16 protein-coding genes are annotated in these 19147 nt (G+C 46.0%); 4 read left to right on the forward strand and 12 right to left on the reverse strand.

All coding sequences use genetic code 11. From position 1 onward, the window contains the following. Positions 1-7: 7 nt before the first annotated feature. The 11 genes from J7438_RS04295 to J7438_RS04345 form a co-directional block, all read right to left on the reverse strand. Positions 8-649 carry a sugar transferase gene (locus tag J7438_RS04295; protein WP_209199933.1) on the reverse strand — a complete coding sequence of 214 codons (642 nt, stop codon included), beginning with the start codon at positions 647-649 and terminating at the stop codon, positions 8-10. 31 nt (positions 650-680) lie between these two features. Next, entirely contained in the window at positions 681-1877 is a 1197-nt protein-coding gene (locus J7438_RS04300; RefSeq protein WP_209275574.1) for a glycosyltransferase family 2 protein, read from the reverse strand. Continuing rightward, the gene (locus tag J7438_RS04305) at positions 1874-2968 is read right to left on the reverse strand and encodes a glycosyltransferase (RefSeq protein ID WP_209275575.1); all 1095 of its coding nucleotides are present in this window, start codon (positions 2966-2968) and stop codon (positions 1874-1876) included. Before J7438_RS04305 ends, J7438_RS04300 begins: the two co-directional genes overlap by 4 nt. Further along, the gene (locus tag J7438_RS04310; RefSeq protein ID WP_209199930.1) at positions 2965-4458 is read right to left on the reverse strand and encodes a GumC family protein; all 1494 of its coding nucleotides are present in this window, start codon (positions 4456-4458) and stop codon (positions 2965-2967) included. Before J7438_RS04310 ends, J7438_RS04305 begins: the two co-directional genes overlap by 4 nt. A gap of 1 nt (position 4459) precedes the next feature. Continuing rightward, on the reverse strand, positions 4460-4873 hold the full coding sequence (locus J7438_RS04315) for a hypothetical protein (protein ID WP_209199929.1): 414 nt from the start codon (positions 4871-4873) through the stop codon (positions 4460-4462). A 328-nt stretch (positions 4874-5201) separates the two neighbouring features. Further along, complete coding sequence (locus J7438_RS04320) at positions 5202-6332, reverse strand: glycosyltransferase (RefSeq protein ID WP_209275576.1); 1131 nt, start codon at positions 6330-6332, stop codon at positions 5202-5204. Then, the gene (locus J7438_RS04325; RefSeq protein ID WP_286196402.1) at positions 6325-6855 is read right to left on the reverse strand and encodes an acyltransferase; all 531 of its coding nucleotides are present in this window, start codon (positions 6853-6855) and stop codon (positions 6325-6327) included. Before J7438_RS04325 ends, J7438_RS04320 begins: the two co-directional genes overlap by 8 nt. Positions 6856-7529: 674 nt before the next feature. Beyond that, on the reverse strand, positions 7530-8924 hold the full coding sequence (locus tag J7438_RS04330; RefSeq protein WP_209275578.1) for an O-antigen ligase family protein: 1395 nt from the start codon (positions 8922-8924) through the stop codon (positions 7530-7532). Between the two features lie 11 nt (positions 8925-8935). After that, positions 8936-10321, reverse strand: a complete 1386-nt coding sequence (locus J7438_RS04335) for a lipopolysaccharide biosynthesis protein (protein WP_209199925.1) — start codon at positions 10319-10321, stop codon at positions 8936-8938. A 50-nt stretch (positions 10322-10371) separates the two neighbouring features. Continuing rightward, a complete protein-coding gene (locus J7438_RS04340) occupies positions 10372-11472 on the reverse strand; it encodes a glycosyltransferase family 4 protein (RefSeq protein WP_209275579.1) in 1101 nt (366 codons plus the stop codon). Further along, positions 11465-13570, reverse strand: coding sequence for a putative bifunctional diguanylate cyclase/phosphodiesterase (locus J7438_RS04345; protein ID WP_209275580.1), 2106 nt, complete (start codon positions 13568-13570; stop codon positions 11465-11467). The genes J7438_RS04340 and J7438_RS04345 overlap by 8 nt, the downstream gene beginning before the upstream one ends. 337 nt (positions 13571-13907) lie before the next feature. Here J7438_RS04345 and J7438_RS04350 point away from each other — a divergent pair, with 337 nt between their 5' ends. Genes J7438_RS04350 through J7438_RS04365 form a run of 4 tightly spaced genes read left to right on the forward strand, consistent with a single transcriptional unit; the run spans position 13908 to position 18328 of the window. Continuing rightward, on the forward strand, positions 13908-14240 hold the full coding sequence (locus J7438_RS04350) for an STAS domain-containing protein (RefSeq protein ID WP_209199922.1): 333 nt from the start codon (positions 13908-13910) through the stop codon (positions 14238-14240). Further along, the gene (locus tag J7438_RS04355) at positions 14206-14778 is read left to right on the forward strand and encodes a hypothetical protein (RefSeq protein WP_209275581.1); all 573 of its coding nucleotides are present in this window, start codon (positions 14206-14208) and stop codon (positions 14776-14778) included. The genes J7438_RS04350 and J7438_RS04355 overlap by 35 nt, the downstream gene beginning before the upstream one ends. Beyond that, positions 14775-17624, forward strand: coding sequence for an SLBB domain-containing protein (locus tag J7438_RS04360; protein ID WP_209275582.1), 2850 nt, complete (start codon positions 14775-14777; stop codon positions 17622-17624). Before J7438_RS04355 ends, J7438_RS04360 begins: the two co-directional genes overlap by 4 nt. Continuing rightward, positions 17609-18328 (forward strand): CpsD/CapB family tyrosine-protein kinase, encoded by a 720-nt coding sequence (locus J7438_RS04365; RefSeq protein ID WP_209275583.1) that lies wholly within the window; start codon positions 17609-17611, stop codon positions 18326-18328. The genes J7438_RS04360 and J7438_RS04365 overlap by 16 nt, the downstream gene beginning before the upstream one ends. Before the next feature lie 121 nt (positions 18329-18449). Here J7438_RS04365 and J7438_RS04370 read toward each other — a convergent pair whose 3' ends face one another. Continuing rightward, positions 18450-19118, reverse strand: a complete 669-nt coding sequence (locus J7438_RS04370) for a SanA/YdcF family protein (RefSeq protein WP_209199918.1) — start codon at positions 19116-19118, stop codon at positions 18450-18452. Between the last annotated feature and the right edge of the window lie 29 nt (positions 19119-19147).

The following is a 19147-nucleotide window of genomic DNA, read 5'->3' on the forward strand; positions in this document are numbered from 1 at the left end:
TGCCCCTCTACTGCCCTCTGCCGGTTACCATGACAAAAATGGTTTTGAACATGACGTAAATATCCATTTTCAGCCATTCCCATGGGCTGCTCAGAGCCAGGGCGTAGGCATGGTCATAGGCAACTTTATTTCTCACATCATTCAATGTTTCATCATAACCCATGTTGACCTGGGCAAGGCCGGTAATACCGGGAACAACATCAAACGTTCGTTCGCTGTAAAATGGAATGTTCGTTTCCAGTTTATTGTACATCCCTGGTCGCTCAGGTCTTGGACCAACAATGGCCATATCACCAATCAGTACATTCCAGAGTTGTGGCAGTTCATCAAGACGGGTTTTTCTCAGGAAGTTACCCACTTTGGTAATTCTCGGGTCATTTTTCTGAGCCCAGACAGGGCCTGTTCCTGACTCGGCATCATTCCGCATGGTTCTGAATTTTTTCATCATAAATAAGCGGATATAGTTTTCCTTTTGATAGCCAATACGCATCTGCTGATAAATAATGGGTCCGGGGCTATCAAGACGAATGGCCAGCGCGATAAAGGGAAACAGTGGCAGGGTGATTGCCAGCCCGGCCAAGGCGATAAGAATATCCATTAACCGTTTGCACATTGAGGCGAGAGGATGGACGTAGGTTGACTCTTTCATGGGTACACTCCTTAAGTACGTGTTTAAATCCTTATGTTTCAGTAGTTACTCTTTTCCATTGGCCTTTGGTTTGGCCTGAAAGATAGTTAATCAATCCGATAGCCATAGCCAGGTGCCCGGATACCAGATAAAAAAGTACTCTCAATTTCTTATGATCTGGTTGTGAACGACGGAAGATATAAAAGACAGTGATGCTGTAAATGCCCATCTGAATGGCCAGAATAATCTGAAAAACAGGGTAGGACAGAGACAGTAATGCTGAAGATGCCAGTACCATAAACAGGAACAGCGGCATGAATGGGCGCAGAAATTTACCAGAAAAAAAGTTGAAGGCGATTTTTCCAAACTTGGGATGTAACAAGCCAGCGTGACGAATGGCCTGTTGAATATTGCCGGCAGCAATTCGCTTTCTTCGTTGGAAATCCATCTCATTGCATGCCTGCTCGAGTTCTATGGCGATGATTCTCGGGTCATAAAGACATTGGTAGCCCTTCATGGTTATTTGTACCGGAAGGGTGAAATCATCATTGATCGTATCTGCGGGGATCAGGTCAAACAGCTCACGGCGAAAGGCATAAAATGCACCATGCACACCCAGGGTTGCACCCAGAGAGCTTTCTCTTGTTTTAATGCTTCGCTGATACTGCCAGTAAGCCTGCTCGCCAACGCTGAGTGATTGTAAAAAGTGGTAGCTACCACAAATTACCCCGGTGTTTTCATTGCTTAAGTGAGCCGCAACGATTAAAAGACTATCGTTTGATAACAGTGATGACACATCGGAGAGGGCAACTACGCTGCAACGGGAGAGGCTGATGGCTTCATTCAAAACAGCGACTTTTCCACCGTTTTCAGGCTTCTCTACTACCGATAAGTTCAGATGGTTGCATTCAGGCTCGGCCAGTGTCTCCCTTGCAAGCTGGGCTGTACCATCTGTACAGCCATCGCAAACCAGAATCACTTTCAGTTTATAGTCCGGGTAATCAAGGGCAGCGAGGTTTCTGAGTTTTTCCTGAATAGTGCCAGCTTCATTATAGGCGGGCATGATCAGACTGATGCTTGGCAGCATATGATCAAGAGGCGTAATGTGGTGGTGTCGTTGATAAAAGTTGGGCCGTGTGTTTTCCAGTCCCTGTGTCAGCCATTTCAGAGCGACGGGATAACCAACATGGTGATATACAACCACCATGCCTGCCATGAAGAAGATAATCAAGGCTAGCCACTCGATCATAGTGGCCTCCCGCAATACAGGTCATCGTATTGACTGATCATTCTCTCCAGGTTGCAATGGTTAACTACAAAGTTGCGTGCAGACGCCTGTTTTTCTTTATTGATGCCTGAACAGAGCTGTGTTTTAAGAGCGTTTTCCAATGCCTGCGCACTTCCAGCCTTGATCAGGATACCGCTCTGTGGATCAACCGCTTCACGACAGCCTCCCACATCGGTCAAGACTACAACTCTCTGGCAAGCCTGGGCTTCCAGCGGCGAGAGTGGGAGGCCTTCTTTTTTTGAGGCAAGACAGAAAATATCTATAGCGTGGTAGAAGCCGGGCATATCATCAATGACCCCCAGAAAGTGTACCCGTTGCTCAAGGTTAAGCCGCCTGGTTAGATCTTTGAGTTCATGTTCAAGTTCGCCTCCACCGGCAAGCGCAAGGTGTGCACTGTCGGGTAGTCTGGAAAAAGCATGGATCAAAAGGTCATGGTTTTTAACCTCGGTAAAACGTGCCGCACAACCAATAATGGCTGCATCCTGGGGGAGATTCAGTTTATTTCTGGCTGCGGTTTGGTTTGCTGGTTGGAATTTATCCGTATCAATTCCATTAAGAACCACGGATGGTGTAAAGAGTGGAATATGCTGTCGAATGCTGGCGGCAACCAGTTCTGCATCTGCGGCAACGGCGGGTTTTAGCAGGTGGAAGCAGGCAGCTACCAGCCAGCGTCGTTTTTGCTGGTTAAGATGCCAGGCGTCGTGCTCAGTATGTACATGGCCACATCTGGCCAGTTTGGCGGCGATGCCACCATAGATAAGGGGGCCTACGTGGTGGGTATGAACCACATCAACATTAAGTTGTCGTAAAAGTCGTGCGAGCCTGGTAACCGACGAGAGACTCAATCCGGGAGGTTTGGTCAGAAAATGAACTCTTTCCATGCCCTGAAGTCTTGGCCAATGCTCAATCGCTTCAGAGGGTGTTCCCTCGAGACTGATAATATGAACATGCTCCGGATTTCTGGCTTTTCGCTGTATGTCTAAAGCCATTGTCTCGATACCGCCAGGGGCAAGGTGCTGGACTATCTGTGCTACAACGGGAGATGCTGTCATGATGATACCTCCCCCTCATCGAACCAGTCTTTTTCCGGATCGTAAACCAGGATTGGGGCTTTGGGCATGGACGGTATCCTGGCCAGAACGGGGACACCCGCAATTCGTTCAATACTATCCTGAAGTCGTAAGGTGCTATCAGATATTTCTGAAATTGCTGCCAGACCTGTACCGATACCCAGACCGGCAAAGACGCCTGCCACAATAAATAATGAAGCAGGAAGGGCATTAGGGCTGCTGGGTGTGAAAGGTTCGTCGATGATTTTAACCTGTTCTGACTCTTGATAAGAACTCAGGTCTTCCGCCACTTTTGCCATGACATAACGATTCAGAAAATCATCATAAAGTTTTTGTTTAATACCAAAATCCCGTTGTAGTTCAACGAGAGTCCGCTCTACTTCAGCAAACTGCTGCACTTTATTCTGGAGCTCGTCGGTTTGATCTTTAATATTTTTTACTTCATTCTCCAGGCTGTTCACTTTGGCTTTAGCCTCCTGAACCGCCTGCAGCTGAGAGGCCAGTATGGTGGTCTGTCCTCCCTGAGGTCTATCCACTGAAACAGAGGGCGTTGATGACGCCAGGTTCCAGAGACGTTGAACATCTTCCGTTTTTAACTGACTGCTTTCAGCAATCATACGCTGGCGTTCAGCTTGCAACCTATCGAGCTCTCGTACCAGCGTCTGAACCTTGCTGTGCCTGTCTGTATAACGGGAGCGAAGCATACTCAGTTTGGTGCGGGTGTTAATAATTCGCTCTTCAAGTTTACCGATAACGGGGTTGGTTTGAGCCAGGTTACCATTGAACTCTTCCATTGCGGCTTTGGCACCCACCAGTTCTGTCTCTTTTTCCATTAACAGCTGGCGGAGCTCTGCCAATCTGGTTACGTTCGCTTTATGGAGTTCCGGAAGCTCCAATGCGAACCTTGCCTTGTAATCAGATAGTTCCAGCTCAGCTTCAGAAAGCTCCTTGTGTCGACTATCTACCTGCTCCTTGAGAAACTGGGTTGAGGCAACCTGCCATGATTTTTGTGGTGCCTGAACCAGAGTAAGGAAGTGTTGAGTAACTTTGGTCAGCAGCTCTTTAATATCGGTTTTGTTCTGACTTCTATAATAGATTTTGACCAGTTCACCGCCGAAGACGATAGATAGTGAACTTGATAGCTCATCAATGGCCTCATCTATTTGCTCCTCAGAGGATTTATAGTCGATAAACCCAATGGCTTTAGCTACGCCCTTTAATACTTTGCGGCTCTTAAGGAGTATTTGCAGCGCTAATTGCCGTTCTTCCAGGTTTGTGGATATGGTGAAGTCTTCCAGAATCGGGTTTAGCTCAGTGGTATTCTGGAGCAGTATGGTGGTGTGTGCTTCATAATATTTTGGGGCCATAAAACTGGCAATCAAACCAACCACCGGCATGATGAGAACAGGCACACAAATAGTGTAGCGACGGCGCCAGGCTGCGCTGAGAAGTCGAAAGAGGTTTCTCAGCATTTCACTGGACACCATTACCTCCGGAAATATCATTGCCCACCGCATGAATGGTGGCTGAATCAAGGTCCAGTTCAGGTTGGTAAACCAGCTCTATTTTTTCACCATATTGCACCAGTATATTTTTCAGACTCTGTAGCCTTGCCCAGGAGTCATTCAGTTTTTTGAAGGGCTGACCGGCAGAAGAGGGGGCTACAGAAATAGTGATGTTGAGATGCTGGCTTTCGGGTAAGGAATTAAAAAAAAGATCAATAACTTGTTTATGTTGATTATTAACCTCTAATTCCTTTTGAGTGAAATTGATAGACAATTGACGAGTATACCTGTTTTTGGAAATAGGTAATGTTTTTTTTGTTTCATTCATTTGCTCGATGACATCCGCAATCTGCTGTGTTGATCTTGCTTGCTCCTTATCCATCAGGGACTGAAAATTCAGTTGTGATTTGCAGCCGTAAAGGAGTGACATACTGAACAACAGCAGTATCGTAATGTTGCGGGATCCATATCGCTTAATCACCGTGACTTCCCTGTTATCAGCCTCATATTACTATTCAGCCAACTGGCTCAGTGGAAAATCGTCATTGATTGACAGTTTTTTGTCCTTACCTGAACAGTTGATTTTCCTGATTGGTAATAGTGTTAGCTTCTGTGACACTTTCTAATAATAAATACAAGTATTTATGCTTCTTTATTGTTAATTGTAGCTGCTGTTTTAGGAGAAAATTAATTAAATGAGCCGTGTGTGTTTAACTTGATAAGTGGTTAATCAGCGCTTCCAACTGCGTGGCTCTGTGCTGCCATGATTCGGTTGAGACCCTGTTCTGCCGACAGTCTTTCTCTTCCCTCCGTTCATTGGCCCTCAAAATAACTCTGGAAAATGGCTCTTTAGGTGACTGAATTGCCAGAAGATTCTCATATTCTCTAGCTGCAGGAAAAGAAGTGGCTGCAATTGGAGTACCCGATGCAAGATATTCTCTCAACTTCAGGGGATTACAGGCCGCTATCTGTTTGTTGTTACGAAAGGGCAGCATGGCTACATTCCAATGCTGAATATAGGAGGGCAGTTTATGATGGGGCCTGGCTCCCAGAAAGTGTACATTTGGCAGAGCCTGAAGTGATGAGACATCCGTTTTAATATCGCCAATAAAAACAAATTGCCAGCTGGGCAGGGCAATAGCGGATTGAACCAGTATATCCGTATCCAGCCAGGCAGAAATACTGCCGTAGAAACCGGCAATGGGGCCATTTTCCGGAAGATCATGGGGTCTGTCTGCCGGTGATGAAAACAGCGGGTAATCAACACCATGGGGCAGAACGATGGTGTTGGGATGAGTAAACTTCCTTGCCAGTGCTTTGCTGACGACAAGAATCAGGTCAACCTTTTCAGTCAGTTCCTGTTCTAATGGCTTGACCATTGTATGATCCACACCATCAAGGCCTTCAAAATCATCACCACAATAGTAGATAGAAGCCTGTTCATTCAAGCTACCCACCATATCGACGGCAGTGGGCAGTGAAAGCCAGAGAATAACCTTATCAAATCCTTCCAGCTCTATTGCTCTGCTAATGTCATTCAGTAAAAGTCGTTTGTTCAGTTGACGAACCCGTTTGAACCGGTGAAAAGGGAGAACTTTGGGATTGATGATAATGGGGGTTATTGGCTCTGAGGACGTTTGCGCAGGTTTATCGGTACGCTTAAGCATGGCCAGCATTTTTTGCAGGACTCTTTTTATATCCCTTATCGAAAACCGCGGCGACCTCATGCCAATGGAGTTTACCCAGATGACCCGATGTCTTTTCATTAAATGACTGATCAGGTGTTGGGTACTGGAGGGTAAGCCTCCCCAGTCTTCTCCAAATACAATGAGATCAGCCATTGCCACTCTCCGAAGGCAAATCCAGTGATTTGATGACCCTGGCGGGAATTCCCCCGGCAAGAACTCCGGAAGGCAAATCTTTGGTGACAATACTGCCAGCAGCAACAATCGTTCCCGCTCCGATGGTTACGCCACCCATAACAGTAACTCCAGCGGCCAGCCATGCATCATCTTCGATGATAATGCTGCCAATCTGATCATCCGTATCCGGTTCTCCCCGGGCTCTGGCTACCGGATCAACAGGATGACCGGGGTAACCAACCAGCCTGACTTTAACGGCTAACCGAACGTTATCACCAATCTCAATACGGTCGCCGACAAAAATTTCATTTTGCCAGCTAATGTCTACATTATTACCAACTTTCAATTCGGGACTCTTCAGAGAAGAGGCTCTCCCGCTGATGGTAGTATGGCCAGACAGTCGACATTGGTCACCCAAAGTAATCTTTAATGGCCCCAGTAGAAGAGGCATGCCATCGTAAAGATAGAGCTTTCCCGGGATATTGGCGAGCTGGGATTTCAACACCGGAGTCCAGTAGAAAATACGAGTCAAATTACTGAAAGTACCTGTAATTACTTTATGCAGGTGATACATTAATCCATGAATCGGTCTGATTACCGGTACTTCAAAATTTTGAATAGATTTTAATAGGGGAAAAAGAATCTTTCCTGCCATAGAGTCTCTTTTTTTTATTTTTGCCTTCAGGTTTTCTAGCATATGATAAGTCCCTGGCTTGTCTGATTCTGAGTTCTCATTAATTATTTGTCATGACCGGAGTATACTCAATCAATCTAGTAAGCAGCTCACCTTATATGGGATGAATACGCGGTAAAGGCAATTTTTTTTGTATCATTTTTTGCATCGTTGAAAGCTGACTCAGAATGATTTACCTGATAATAACGGCAAAAACTAACATTGAAACAGTCGTATGCCCTAAATTGTTTATGATTTACAGGGAAATAAAAATTGTGGTTTGCATAATGACCTTCATAAATTGTTTGGCAAAGCCAGTAGAGCCAAAAGATTGAACCAAAGGTAAAAGGTGATTAAATGTTTTAGAAAACTGTCAAATATTTAAAAGCCTCCCAGGCTGGACGCGGCTAAACATTTGTGACTAACAATTGTACCAATACAATGCCAGAATTTAAAAATATTGACTGTAAATTCAAGATACAAGATTTCATAGTTGGAAATTATTATTGACCCTGCTCACGGTGGAAATGGTTATCTGTATAATTGGCAATGGCAATACTTATTGCAGTGATGATATAGACCGGCCACAGAAAACCCTGGCTTAAGAAGGTCCCGGATACACAGAAGCCGACCAGCCCGGCGTAGGTTCCTGCTGCAATGGCTGAGATATGGGGGTCATACTCTGGTGTACCTTTACTTTGGTCCAGCCTTTTCAATGAGCCCATTATGGACATGAAAACGGTGAAAATCATAAAGCCGAACAGGCCAAAACCGACAAAACCAGACTCTGACATAACCTGAAACCAGGTGCTATGAGTAACATGAGCCTTACCCTCCGCCCGGCTATGGGTTGCATAATCCCAGTAATTATCCAGAAAGAGGTCGAGGCCAACGCCCGTCATCGGGTTTCTCAGGGCCATGTTAAAAGCCGCTTCCCAGGCATGGATGCGTCCCATGGCTGACTCATCAATGCCATCCTCAGCTGCCCCCCCGGATTTACGATCGCTGATGCCGGCAGCAGCCACCAGAATCATCAAAGCAAAACTGCCAATACTAATGAGCAGTAGTTTCGATTTGATGATTCTAAGACCAAAGATACCAAATACGGCAACAGTCGCCAGTAAACCTCCGCGGCTCTGTGTAGCAATGATTGATGAAACAAAGACAATAATACCGGTCAGGCCAAGGAGCGTTCTGAACTTGCCGGTACCTTTGGTGGAGGCGTATGCAACGGCATAGCTCATCGGAAAACTGAGAACCAGCGACAGGTCATTAGGATCCCCCAGGCTGGTACCCGGAATGGTGACACGGGTTTCCTCAACCATACCAATACCATTGGCATTGTTATACAGGGTGACAGCGCCAACTGCCAGACCGGAACATATGATCATAAAGTGCGCCAGTTTGAAGTGCCAGTGCTCGGTCATCATCCACGAGATGGCCAACACCATGATACCTATTTTCATATACACACTGGTAAAGGCACCGAAAGCTGCAGGGGGATAGCTGGAAAATGCAATACCAAGCACAACCCAACCGAAAAACCGGGCAAAAATGGTATGTTCATGTCGCCAGTAGACCTTAACCTTTTCGGTCAGAAAAATATGCCAGGCCAGAACAAAGTATGAGGCCAGCGCTGTTAATAGTGGAATCTTTATGGGGTCCAGCTGTGGAAATACTTCATGAAGTCTGAAAAAAGAGAAAAGAATGAAAATCAGGCAAACCACAAAGGGTTTGCGAAGGATAAACAGCAAACCCAATGGGATCACTGCCAGCGGTAGCAAGGCTATCGGGTGTGGGAATATCAGACTTGGCAGTGCAGCAAGTACGCAGTAGGCGGTGACGTTTACGGTCTGGTAGCGATTAATAAACAGCCGCTCAAGGTTGGGTAGCTGCATCTTTAACCACCCTAGTGCCTTAAGTAATTAATGGTGGTAAAAAGCTGGCGGCGAAAAAGTAGTAACTGTGTGGCGGAAAACAGCAGTACTCCAGCCAGAATCATCAGGAACATTTGAGCGGCCTCATGCACCTGACCGGTAAGTTGATCTCGAAGTAGCAGTAAACCCACCAGCATAATAATGGAGCTGCTGAGGCTCGGTAAAAGAGCGCTCAGTAACGATGATGGTTTCAGCTCAAATACTGGCAGAATGAGTTTCAGGTGGAAAGCGAAACTGATCAGGTTAATACCTAACCAGGCCCAGCATGCCCCGGCAACACCATATTGGATACCATAGAAAAAAGCAGGAAGAGTCAAGATAGTTAACAGCAGTGTTTTGCTGTTTTTGCCGGGTTCACCAATAGCGGTTATCCCGGTAGCCATCATTTCCGACAGCATCCGGAACGGGCTGGTCAGGCAGAGAATTTGAAATGGGACAATGGCGGCAGCCCATTTGTCAGAGAGTACCAGAGTGATCAGTTCAGGGGATATGGCACAGATACCGAGATACATGGGAAAAAGTACCAGACTGGCAAGTTGCACCGATTTATGAAGATACTGCCCTGCAACAGCACGTTCGTTCTGAAGTTTGGCAAAGGATGAAAGTCCCAGATGATTAAGAAGCTCGCCGATCTTTTCACTGGGAAGATTGGCCAGATTTATGGTTACAGAGAACACCCCTAGCTCGGCTTTGGTGAGCAGGCGGCCGATGCTGATGCTGCCAAAGATATTGATAAAAAAACGCAGTACATCATTAATGGTGGCTACGCCACTGAATCCTGCCATTTTAGAAAAACCCTTGAAGCTCAATGCGGGCCTGACCCAGCAAGGGGCAATAAAGTTATAGCCAACGGTCAGTGCCAGACGCATAAACAGATGTCCCAGAATCAGTGACCAAACGCCGAGACCCGAAGCAGCCATGGCGATGGTGACGATGCTAGTCATCAGGGTCGTATAAAACTGGACTTTTTCACGCTCTTTGAACAGCATCTTGCGGCTTGCCATGGCGTAAGGCAGGGTATGGAAGATCATAATAAGATGCTGGCAGGCTACTGCCTGGACAAGAATTGTCACTCTTGGTTCATCAAAGAAACTGGCAATAACTGGAGCGATTAAAAAGAAAATGCTGAAAAATACCAGACAGGAAACAATGTTAATCGTGAATGCCTGTCTGAGTCGCTTTGTGGTCAGCTCTTCTGCCTGAATGATCGCTTTGCCAATGCCAAAGTCTCCCATTAGTGCAAATATACCGATAAATGCCATGGTCATGGCCATAAGGCCATAATCTTCGGGTGTCAGTAGGCGGATCAGAATCAGTGTATTGAGCCAAGTGAAGATCTGTGCCACAAGGCGCAGCATAGCTCCAACTTTCAATCCTTTAATAACATTCTGGCTGAGTTCCATTTGGTTCATCCGACTGTGTGAGAGCGATTCTGTTTCTTATCTGCAAGGCCATGAACTGGTAACGCTTTGAGCGTATTTGGCCAATCGTAGCCTTTTGCCTGGACGGCTTGCTGGTAGACATCAAGAATCTTTGGCAGGATCGCCTGACTTGAATAGTTATTGATCACCGTCGCAATACAGGCTTCTCTGATTTGCCATTTCACGGCTTCTGGCAATGAGTCCCAGAACTGCAGTAAATTGCTCATTTCATTAAGGTCGCCAACCGGAGACGTCCAGCCATTGAAGCCCTGCACAATGAGGTCCGGTAGTCCTCCTAATGGGAAACTGAGGACAGGCACGCCATGGGCCATGGCTTCAAGTGCCACCATGGGTAGCCCTTCAAAACGGGATGTTATGCACAACAGGCCAATGTCACGCCAATGGGTTTCCATAGACTGAACCTGCCCCATAAACATGACGTTATTGACCTGCTGCTTATGCAGTATTTCTTCCATTGGGCCACTGCCGTAAAGCCGGAAGGGGAGGTGTGGCTGGTGCTTGGCCAGCTGCAGAAACAGGTCAGGACCTTTCTCGTGACTTAACCGGCCAACAAAGGCGATGGCTGTTCCCGAAGATGGGTGATGTTCCGGAACATCCACAAAGTTATCAATCCGATGGGGAGTACTGATCCACCTTCTGGCAATCTCGTCACTGACGGCAATATTTTGAGAAATGGGGCTGCTCAGCTGATCAAGCATTGAGTATAGCCGGACCATACCTTCACCCGGATCACCATTATGAAAGGTGGAAACAACAGGCGTTCTCGTTATTACTGCCGCCATGCGGCCAACAATACCGGCTTTGTACCCATGGGTGTGAAGTAACAGAGGCGATGTGTCTTTGAGCGCTGAGATCAGCCCGGTCAACTTGCCATTGAGATAGCGAAAACTGATGGCCGAGTCTGTTAAGGCCTGTTCAAGGGGATGTTCAGCCTGATATTTTTGGTAAAACCAGATTTCTGCAGGCCAGCCGCTGTTTTTCAGCGCTTTGCCAAGTTGGTAAACATGGGTTTCGATACCACCTGCCTGTCGGGAGTCCAGGAGTATGACAATGGGATGATCAGTCATTATTGTCTCCCTGAGCCTCATGATTTCCAGCCTTTTCCTGCGTATTACTCGACAAAACACGCTGACTTGATATGAGACTGATAAAGTCATGGGCGGATAGTGGTTTTCCGTAGTAATAGCCCTGTCCTTCCTGACAGCCTTTTTCAGCCAGATAGGTTGCCTGTTCGACAGTCTCTACACCCTCAGCCAGAACTTTCAGGCCGAAGCTCTTGCCAATCTGAACAATAGCTTCAACAATGCCACAGTTTTCCCGGTTATCAGGAAGATCTTCGACAAAGGACTTATCAATTTTGATTTTGTCGAATGGAAACTGTTTAAGGTAACCCAGAGAGGAATAACCCGTTCCAAAGTCATCAAGCGCCAGTGTTACCCCAATACTCTTCATATTCTGGAGCTGGGCTTTCGATGCTTCCAGATCATCAATAATGGAGGTTTCTGTCACCTCAAGCTCCAGGGTCTCAGGGGGAACCTGGTATTTATTCAGTAAGAAAGCGATTCGATCAGCTATATTCTGATCCTGCAGCTGAATGGTCGAGAGGTTGACTGCCATACGCAGGTTTTGATGACCGTCAAGATGCCACTTGTTTAACTGTTGGCAGGCATTTTCCAGAACCCAGTTACCAATAGGAATAATATCAAGACTGTGTTCTGCCATGGGAATGAACATATCTGGCGAGATCAACCCTTTCTCCGGGTGATTCCAGCGCAGCAAGGCCTCGGCACCCACCAGCTCGCCTTTTTGATAGTTAAACTGTGGCTGAAAGGCCAGGCTGAGTTCGCGCTTTTCAAGGGCCTGGCGGAGGTCCATCTCCAGCCGTTTGCGCTGGCGGATTTCGGTATCAATAGTAGCTACATAGAACTGGTAGCGATTGTGGCTTCTGGACTTGGCCATGATCATGGCAAATTCAGCCTGTTGCAGTAGGGTGTCGACATCCTCACCATCATCAGGAAAGAGCGTTATTCCCACAGTAGCACTGATGGTCAGCTGCTCACCGTTAATCTCGAAAGGTCTGTCAAGCTGCTTGATCAGAGACTGAGCCAGTTCAGCAGCCTCATAGGGTTGCTCGATCTTTGATTGAATAATGGCAAACTGATCTTCACCTAATCGGCCAATATAGGCTTTATTGCCAATACAGTTTCTAAGGCGATCCGAGACTTTTACCAGGATATGTTCGGCGGCATTGAAGTTGACCTGGGCATTTAATGATTTAAAGTCATCCAGTCCGAGGCAGAGAATGGCAATGTTCTCATGCTTCTTTGCGGCCTTTTGGATAAAGGTATTGATCTGTTTCTGTAGGGTGCGGCGATTTGGCAGTCTGGTCAGGTAGTCATATTGGGAGAGCCGCATGATACGGGCTTCTGCTTTTTGACGCAGACTTTGATGGTAGTTAATGGACGTTAACAGTTTATTGGCCGTTCTGACCCAGAGACCTAACTCATTATTTTCATTACCTTCAGGCACAGGCAGTTGCTGTTGTCCCGGTTCTTCAGGGTCAATACTTGATAAATGGCGAATCAAACGATTCATGGGGCGAGTCAGCAGCGTTGAACAGATCAGGTACATTAACAGAGCCATTGCTATGGCTCTGATTATTCCGGTGAATACCACAACGACAGATCTTTGAATAAACGCCTTACCTTCGTAGGCGGTATCAATGGATAGAATCAGCTCCCCAAAGTGCTCTTTCTCTGGTTCATTGCTATACAGTGGCTGGCGGTATATACGGATGGGGTCAAAAATATAGTCAGAGAGGAGGCGGTATCGGGAAGCAAAAATGGGTCTCTCCACCCTGGCCAGTTTTGACGTATCGTCCAGGAGTATTGCTGCCATCTGCACAGATTTCATTTCCAACAGACCATTCAGTACTTCCTGTCCCATATCGGTATCAAGACGATAAGCTGCCCTGCTGGCGGGATCATGAATCATTGCCAGCATTTCCCTGGCTTTTCGATCAATATCAGCGTTGGACAGGTGAGCATCCAGAAATACTTGCACAAGGCTTAATAAAACGCCTAATGTACAGGCACATAGAAGGACCGCCTTAAGCAGTTTGATGGATAAGTGTTCTGCAGAATGCATGCCCTTCTGGGTATCCATAAAAATAACTTTAATTATTAGCCATTGATTCAGAGTTATTTGGATACAGCTTCATATCTGAATGTATTAAGGCGTGTTGTCTGATTGGTGTTTTTACAGCCTTACTAAATTAACTATAGGGTTTGCTCAGATTTGTGTTTTATAAAAAAAAGAAATTTTAATTTGTTTTTAATTCCTAAGTCTGTTTTGTGATCTTTTACTCGTTTTTTTAAAATGACTTTTTCAGAATGCATCTCTAGTTCTTTTGTCTAATCTAATTAAATGTGTGTTGTTTAAAGTTATGTTTTACTTTAAACAGATAAATAATAAGAAGTATTGAAGTTGGGAGTAGCAGGTAATGGATTACGCGACTTATCAAGCCAGTAGCTGTGATATTATTGAATTACATAATAAATTCAATGCAGAGACAGTGAATGAGGTTAGGGGTCATTTTGATCATTTAATTAAAGAGTGTGCAGGAGATGTCCTTGTTGATATGAGTTCTGTTAATGAGCTTGATTCTTCAGGCATCGGTGCGCTGGTTTTTCTTTATAAGCGTCTAAAGACCGAGAGTAGAAATCTTGGATTGCTTGGTGTTAATGGAAAGCCTGACGAGTTATTGACAATGCTCAGGATTAACCAGACGATCAAGCAATATGAGAGTATCGAAGAGTATCTGTCAAAAAAATAAATTATTTTTATTTTTTTCTAACTTAATGCCGGGTGGAAAATCTACCAGGTATCTTTTTATTTGTCTTTTTTTTCCTTTACTTCCTTCATGTGTGATTCTATGGCCACTTCATGCTGACCGTGATTATAGCCTTTCAGTTGATGAAAAACGCAATGTCAGGGATATTGATCGATCTTATGTGATTAACTTATTAGAGATTAGCCAGGCCAGATACCTTGAGCTCAAAAAAGCGGGGGGTGAATATTGCCTTCCCGGGCAGATGAGCATAATTAATGATCTGCATCAGCTTGCTATTTATGAAATTGATGGTGATCTTCTCGGTGATGCCAGTAATCGATTAAGTGAATCATTTTCTACCCTGGAAAAGGTTCGTTTAATGATGGAAGCGATGGCTGAAGATGAAGGATGTCCTTTACAGTATGCTGCAGGGCAGGTTCAAAAGAGCCATAAACCATTACGAGCTGATGATTCTGTGCTGGGGTTTTCAGACTGGCCTAAACCCATAAACTTAAGGCTGTTTATGCGGGAGCCTCAATGACAACGCTTTATTACAAAGGTATATGCGGCAGGCTGTTGCAAACTCTGGCAATCCTCTTGTTGCTTGGCGTGTATTCTGGCGGAGTATCTGCAAATGCACCCATCGAAAAAGGTGGGGTGTTCATCATAAAGCTGAATGATGACGGTGGGACTCTTCCTCTGCTGCAGGTTGATGAGGCTATGGCAATCACTTTCCCTGATGGAATGATTCTCAATTTTATGGGAATGGATGAAGAGGCTGCTTCTGCTGAAATACACAGGGAAGCCCACGAATCTTACAATTTAGAGAGCATAAACTATATCGCCCCGACAGGTTTGATAAATATTGCCATCCTTGGTGATATCCAAAACCCCGGTAAGTACCCTTTTCCCAATGACTCATTGTTAACCAGCCTTAATTCATACCACTCTTTCTTTGATGATACTGATGTTGACGCAGACTTTACCCTGATAAGGAGCAGCCAACATATTAAAGTGTCGGCTGGAAAGTCTGCACAATGGCAGCTGGAAGCCGATGATGCTGTTCTGATTTCTTTACGGGAGAAAGTCCGTGAGAAAACAGTTGATCCGCAGAATCAGCAGGGCAGTGATCAAGAGATTTCACCACAATCTGATTTGGAAAATAATCAAAGCGCTGGCATAGAAGCCCCCGCTTCGGTTACACCGGTAAACGAAGAAGAGAGTATTCCAGAGGCGACTGAACCAGAATTGGCTGACCCGGGAGTACCTGATCCGGAAGTAGCTGACGCATCAGACGTTGAGGTTGATATGTCGGCAGTCCGGAAGAAGGATCCTGTGCATTATCAATTGCAGTCAGGGGATATTCTGGTCATTGGGCTGCCGGGAGAAGAGGGGTTCAATACGAACTTTCTTATTGGCAGGGATGGGACTATCCATCTTCCTGAAATAGGTCAGTTGAAAGTAGCTGGCCTTACATTAAGGGCAGCAGATAAAGCCATTTATACGGCGCTTTCCGATGTTTTTCTTGGCCTTGATAAACTGACCATCCATTTGAGGGAAAAACGGTTATTGATCAATGTGCTGGGCTTTGTCAACGAGCCTGGCGAAGTAGAACTGCCCAGTACCGGTAATATTCAAATGGCGATTACGGAAGCTGGGGGCTTCGTTGATGGTGCCCAGCTGAATAAGCTGCAACTGAGAAGAGATGGTAAAAAGACTGTTTTTAACTTTAAACGTTACCTGGATACCGGTGATCCCAGTGTTCTTCCGGAGATAAAGTCTCTGGATGAAATTTTTGTGCCTACCTCGCCTGGCCTGAGCAGCGTCCATGGAGAGCCAAGAGTCGTAGATAATAAAGCGGTTGATTCTGTTTCTGACAGAACCGTGATCAAGGTATTTGGTGAAGTAATTAAGCCCGTAAGCTTTCCTTTCGAGGAAGGCATTAATGTTGTGGATGCCCTTTTGAAAGGTGGTGGGGTTACACGGTATGCCAATGTTGAGCAGATTCGGGTGCTTTCCGGTTTAGAGCCCAAGATGTTCAACCTGAAGCAGTTTCTTGAAAGTGGTAAAGATGAAGATCTGCCAATATTGGATCCGGGGGCAACCATCTTTGTTGCTCAGCAGGTTGATTCTGTCTCAGGTGGGGCACGTAAAGTTTATGTGATGGGACAAGTTCAGAATCCAGGAGCATTCGAAACCTCCGAAGGCGTTGGTTTTCTGGATGTTATTGCAAATTCAGGGGGACCTACCCAGTATGCCGATATTCGGTCGGTCAGGTTGCTTAAAAGTGATGGTACTGTAGTTCCTTTTAACTTTCAGGCTTTTACCGAAGGTCGAATTTCAGGTTTTCCTTCCATTGATTCGGGAGATGCGGTGTTTTTTCCTGAAAAAGGTCCCGAGAGTGATCAATCCTGGATCAAACTGAAAACCTCAGGCTCACTGAAAATTCTGGGGGCCATCAAAAAGCCGGGCCGTTATGAGTGGGCTCCATCGGTAGATTTTATGGATTATCTCAGTAATGCAGGAGGCCCTACGAATAATGCAGACCTTGCCCATGTGAAAATTATCAGACCAGGCCCCAATGACGAGCGGAATGTCATTGAGTTCAATATGCAGGAGTTTATAGAAATTGGTGGGGCGTGGTCGGATATGCCGGAACTGACCGGTGGTACGACGATAGTTATTCCTGAGCTGCCTGAAAATCCGACATCCAATAAATCAACCTGGCTCAAATTACCAAAAGAAAATGCTATCTATCTGATGGGGGCTGTTGCCAAGCCCGGGCGATTTGCTTTCAATGAGGAAATGGGTTTCCTGGATTTAATCTCTGCGGCTGAAGGGCCATCTGCAGAAGCTGACCTGTCCAAGATACGGGTGATTCATCGAAATAAAAGAGCCCCCAAGGTCAGTAAACTGGACCTGGTGCGATACTTTGAAACGGGCGATGATACTTTGCTGCCAGAAGTGAAGCCCGGCGATGCTATCTTTTTCCCATCCAGCGAACGGAGGTGGGTTGAGAAAGACCCTGAGGATACGGTCAGGATTATGGGGGCCGTGTATGTGGCAGGCCGCTATGACTTTACCAATAATATGACCATTCTGGATCTACTGGCAGAGGCGCAGGGGCCAAAGGAGACGGCTTATATTGAGAAAATACTCATTGTAAATAGCTCCTGTTGTGAAAACCGATCGACGACATTTGATCTGATGGATTTTATGAAAGATCCAGATCCTTCACGGTTACCGGTGTTGAGGGCTGGCGATACGGTTTTTGTGCCAGAGCTAACACAATCGTACTGGCATATCATCATGGAGCGGGTTGCTGATGCGGCCACTATTTTGACGGTAATTCAATTCCTCTGGAATTTGGGATGGATTACGCCATGATCAAGCTACCCATAAACTATCTGGAGATTGAAGAGGTATATGGCAACAGTATTGGTAAGGGGTTGCGTTCGGTCGCTATTACTTCCGCCAACCCGGAAGAAGGCTGCAGTACCCTGGCTTATGCTTTAAGTCAGCGTAGTGAAGTCGATGGTAAGCGAACGTTGCTGGTGGAAGTGAACATGCTGCACCCTGAACTGGGTGATATTTCCGGGCATATCCATACCGACTGGTTGCCAAATCCTCAGTCTGCTGATGGATGTATTATGCGTTCGAATGATGTGAACCTGGATATACTGCCAGCCCCTTGTGATACAGATGTGCTTGGATTCCGCAGTATTACCAATATGAGCAAGCTTATGGAGCATTGGCTGGAAAATTATGACGCGGTGATTTTTGATACCTCCCCGGTAAATGCCAGGAATCGTAATAATATTCCCGCAGAGTCCATTTGTGCCATGGTTGATGGGACAATAATGATCGTCATGGCTGGAGTGACCCGACAAACACAATTCAAAGCAGCACTGGACAGGCTGACCCAGCATGATGTGTCATTAGTTGGTGTTGTTTATAATGATTTTCTAAACCCTCGCCTGGCGGATGAAATTTGCCGGGAAACCCGTCGACTGGACAATTGGTTCCCTAATGCCATGCAGAAGGTCAGAAATTACGTTAAAAAATCTTCGTTCTTTAATATTGACCTTTAAGTAGCCAGAAATATGCGATTCCATATGGCCAGCTGCTTAGATGAAAACTGTATTGTTTGATCAGGTAGGGGGCGTAACACAATGAGGCAGCACTAAAGGAGATTGCTGAATACTTGTTTGATCAGGTAGGGGGCGTAACACCAATCTCAATGGTCGGGCCAAGGAATTTAGGGCCAGTATTGAGAAAATGTACCTCCAGCACAGCCAGCACTCTGGCAAGCATCTCTCTGGCTCTATTGCTGATATCAATGTCGTAGCCCTCGCCTGCATTAAAGGCAATGGCGTCAATATCATGATTCATGGCGATATACAGGGCCCGCTTATTGTGAGGAGCCTGGGAAATAATAGTAAAGCTATCCAAATCAAAAACATGATGTGCCCTGAGAACGGAATCAAGCGTTCTGAAACCGGCATAGTCCCGATATATTCGTTCTGCAGGGACGCCTTTCTTTAGCAGGTCCCGTCGGATGGTGCTTGGTTCATCGTAAAAACGGGTGCTGTTATCGCCGCTGATGAGAATGTAATCAATCTTACCCGCTTTGTAGAGTTGGAAGGCGGCTTCCAGCCGGAGCCGGTAGTGGTCATTAAATCCGCCGAGGCGAGAGTATTTGCTGGTACCCAGCAAAACACCAACCTGATTATAGGGGAGCTTGCTCAGGTTAGAGTAAAGGGCATCATTGGTGGCCCTGGCCACCATCAAATTGCAAAGTACAGTCAATGCCAGCAAGACAATGGTAGAGAGAATGGCCAGCCTGACAAAAATCAGTACATGGGGTATTCGGGCACCCATCGTAAACCTTCAACGCGAGTCACATCATT

Source organism: Thalassotalea sp. G20_0, from assembly GCF_017744175.1.
In the GTDB taxonomy this organism is placed as follows: Bacteria; Pseudomonadota; Gammaproteobacteria; order Pseudomonadales; family Endozoicomonadaceae; genus Endozoicomonas.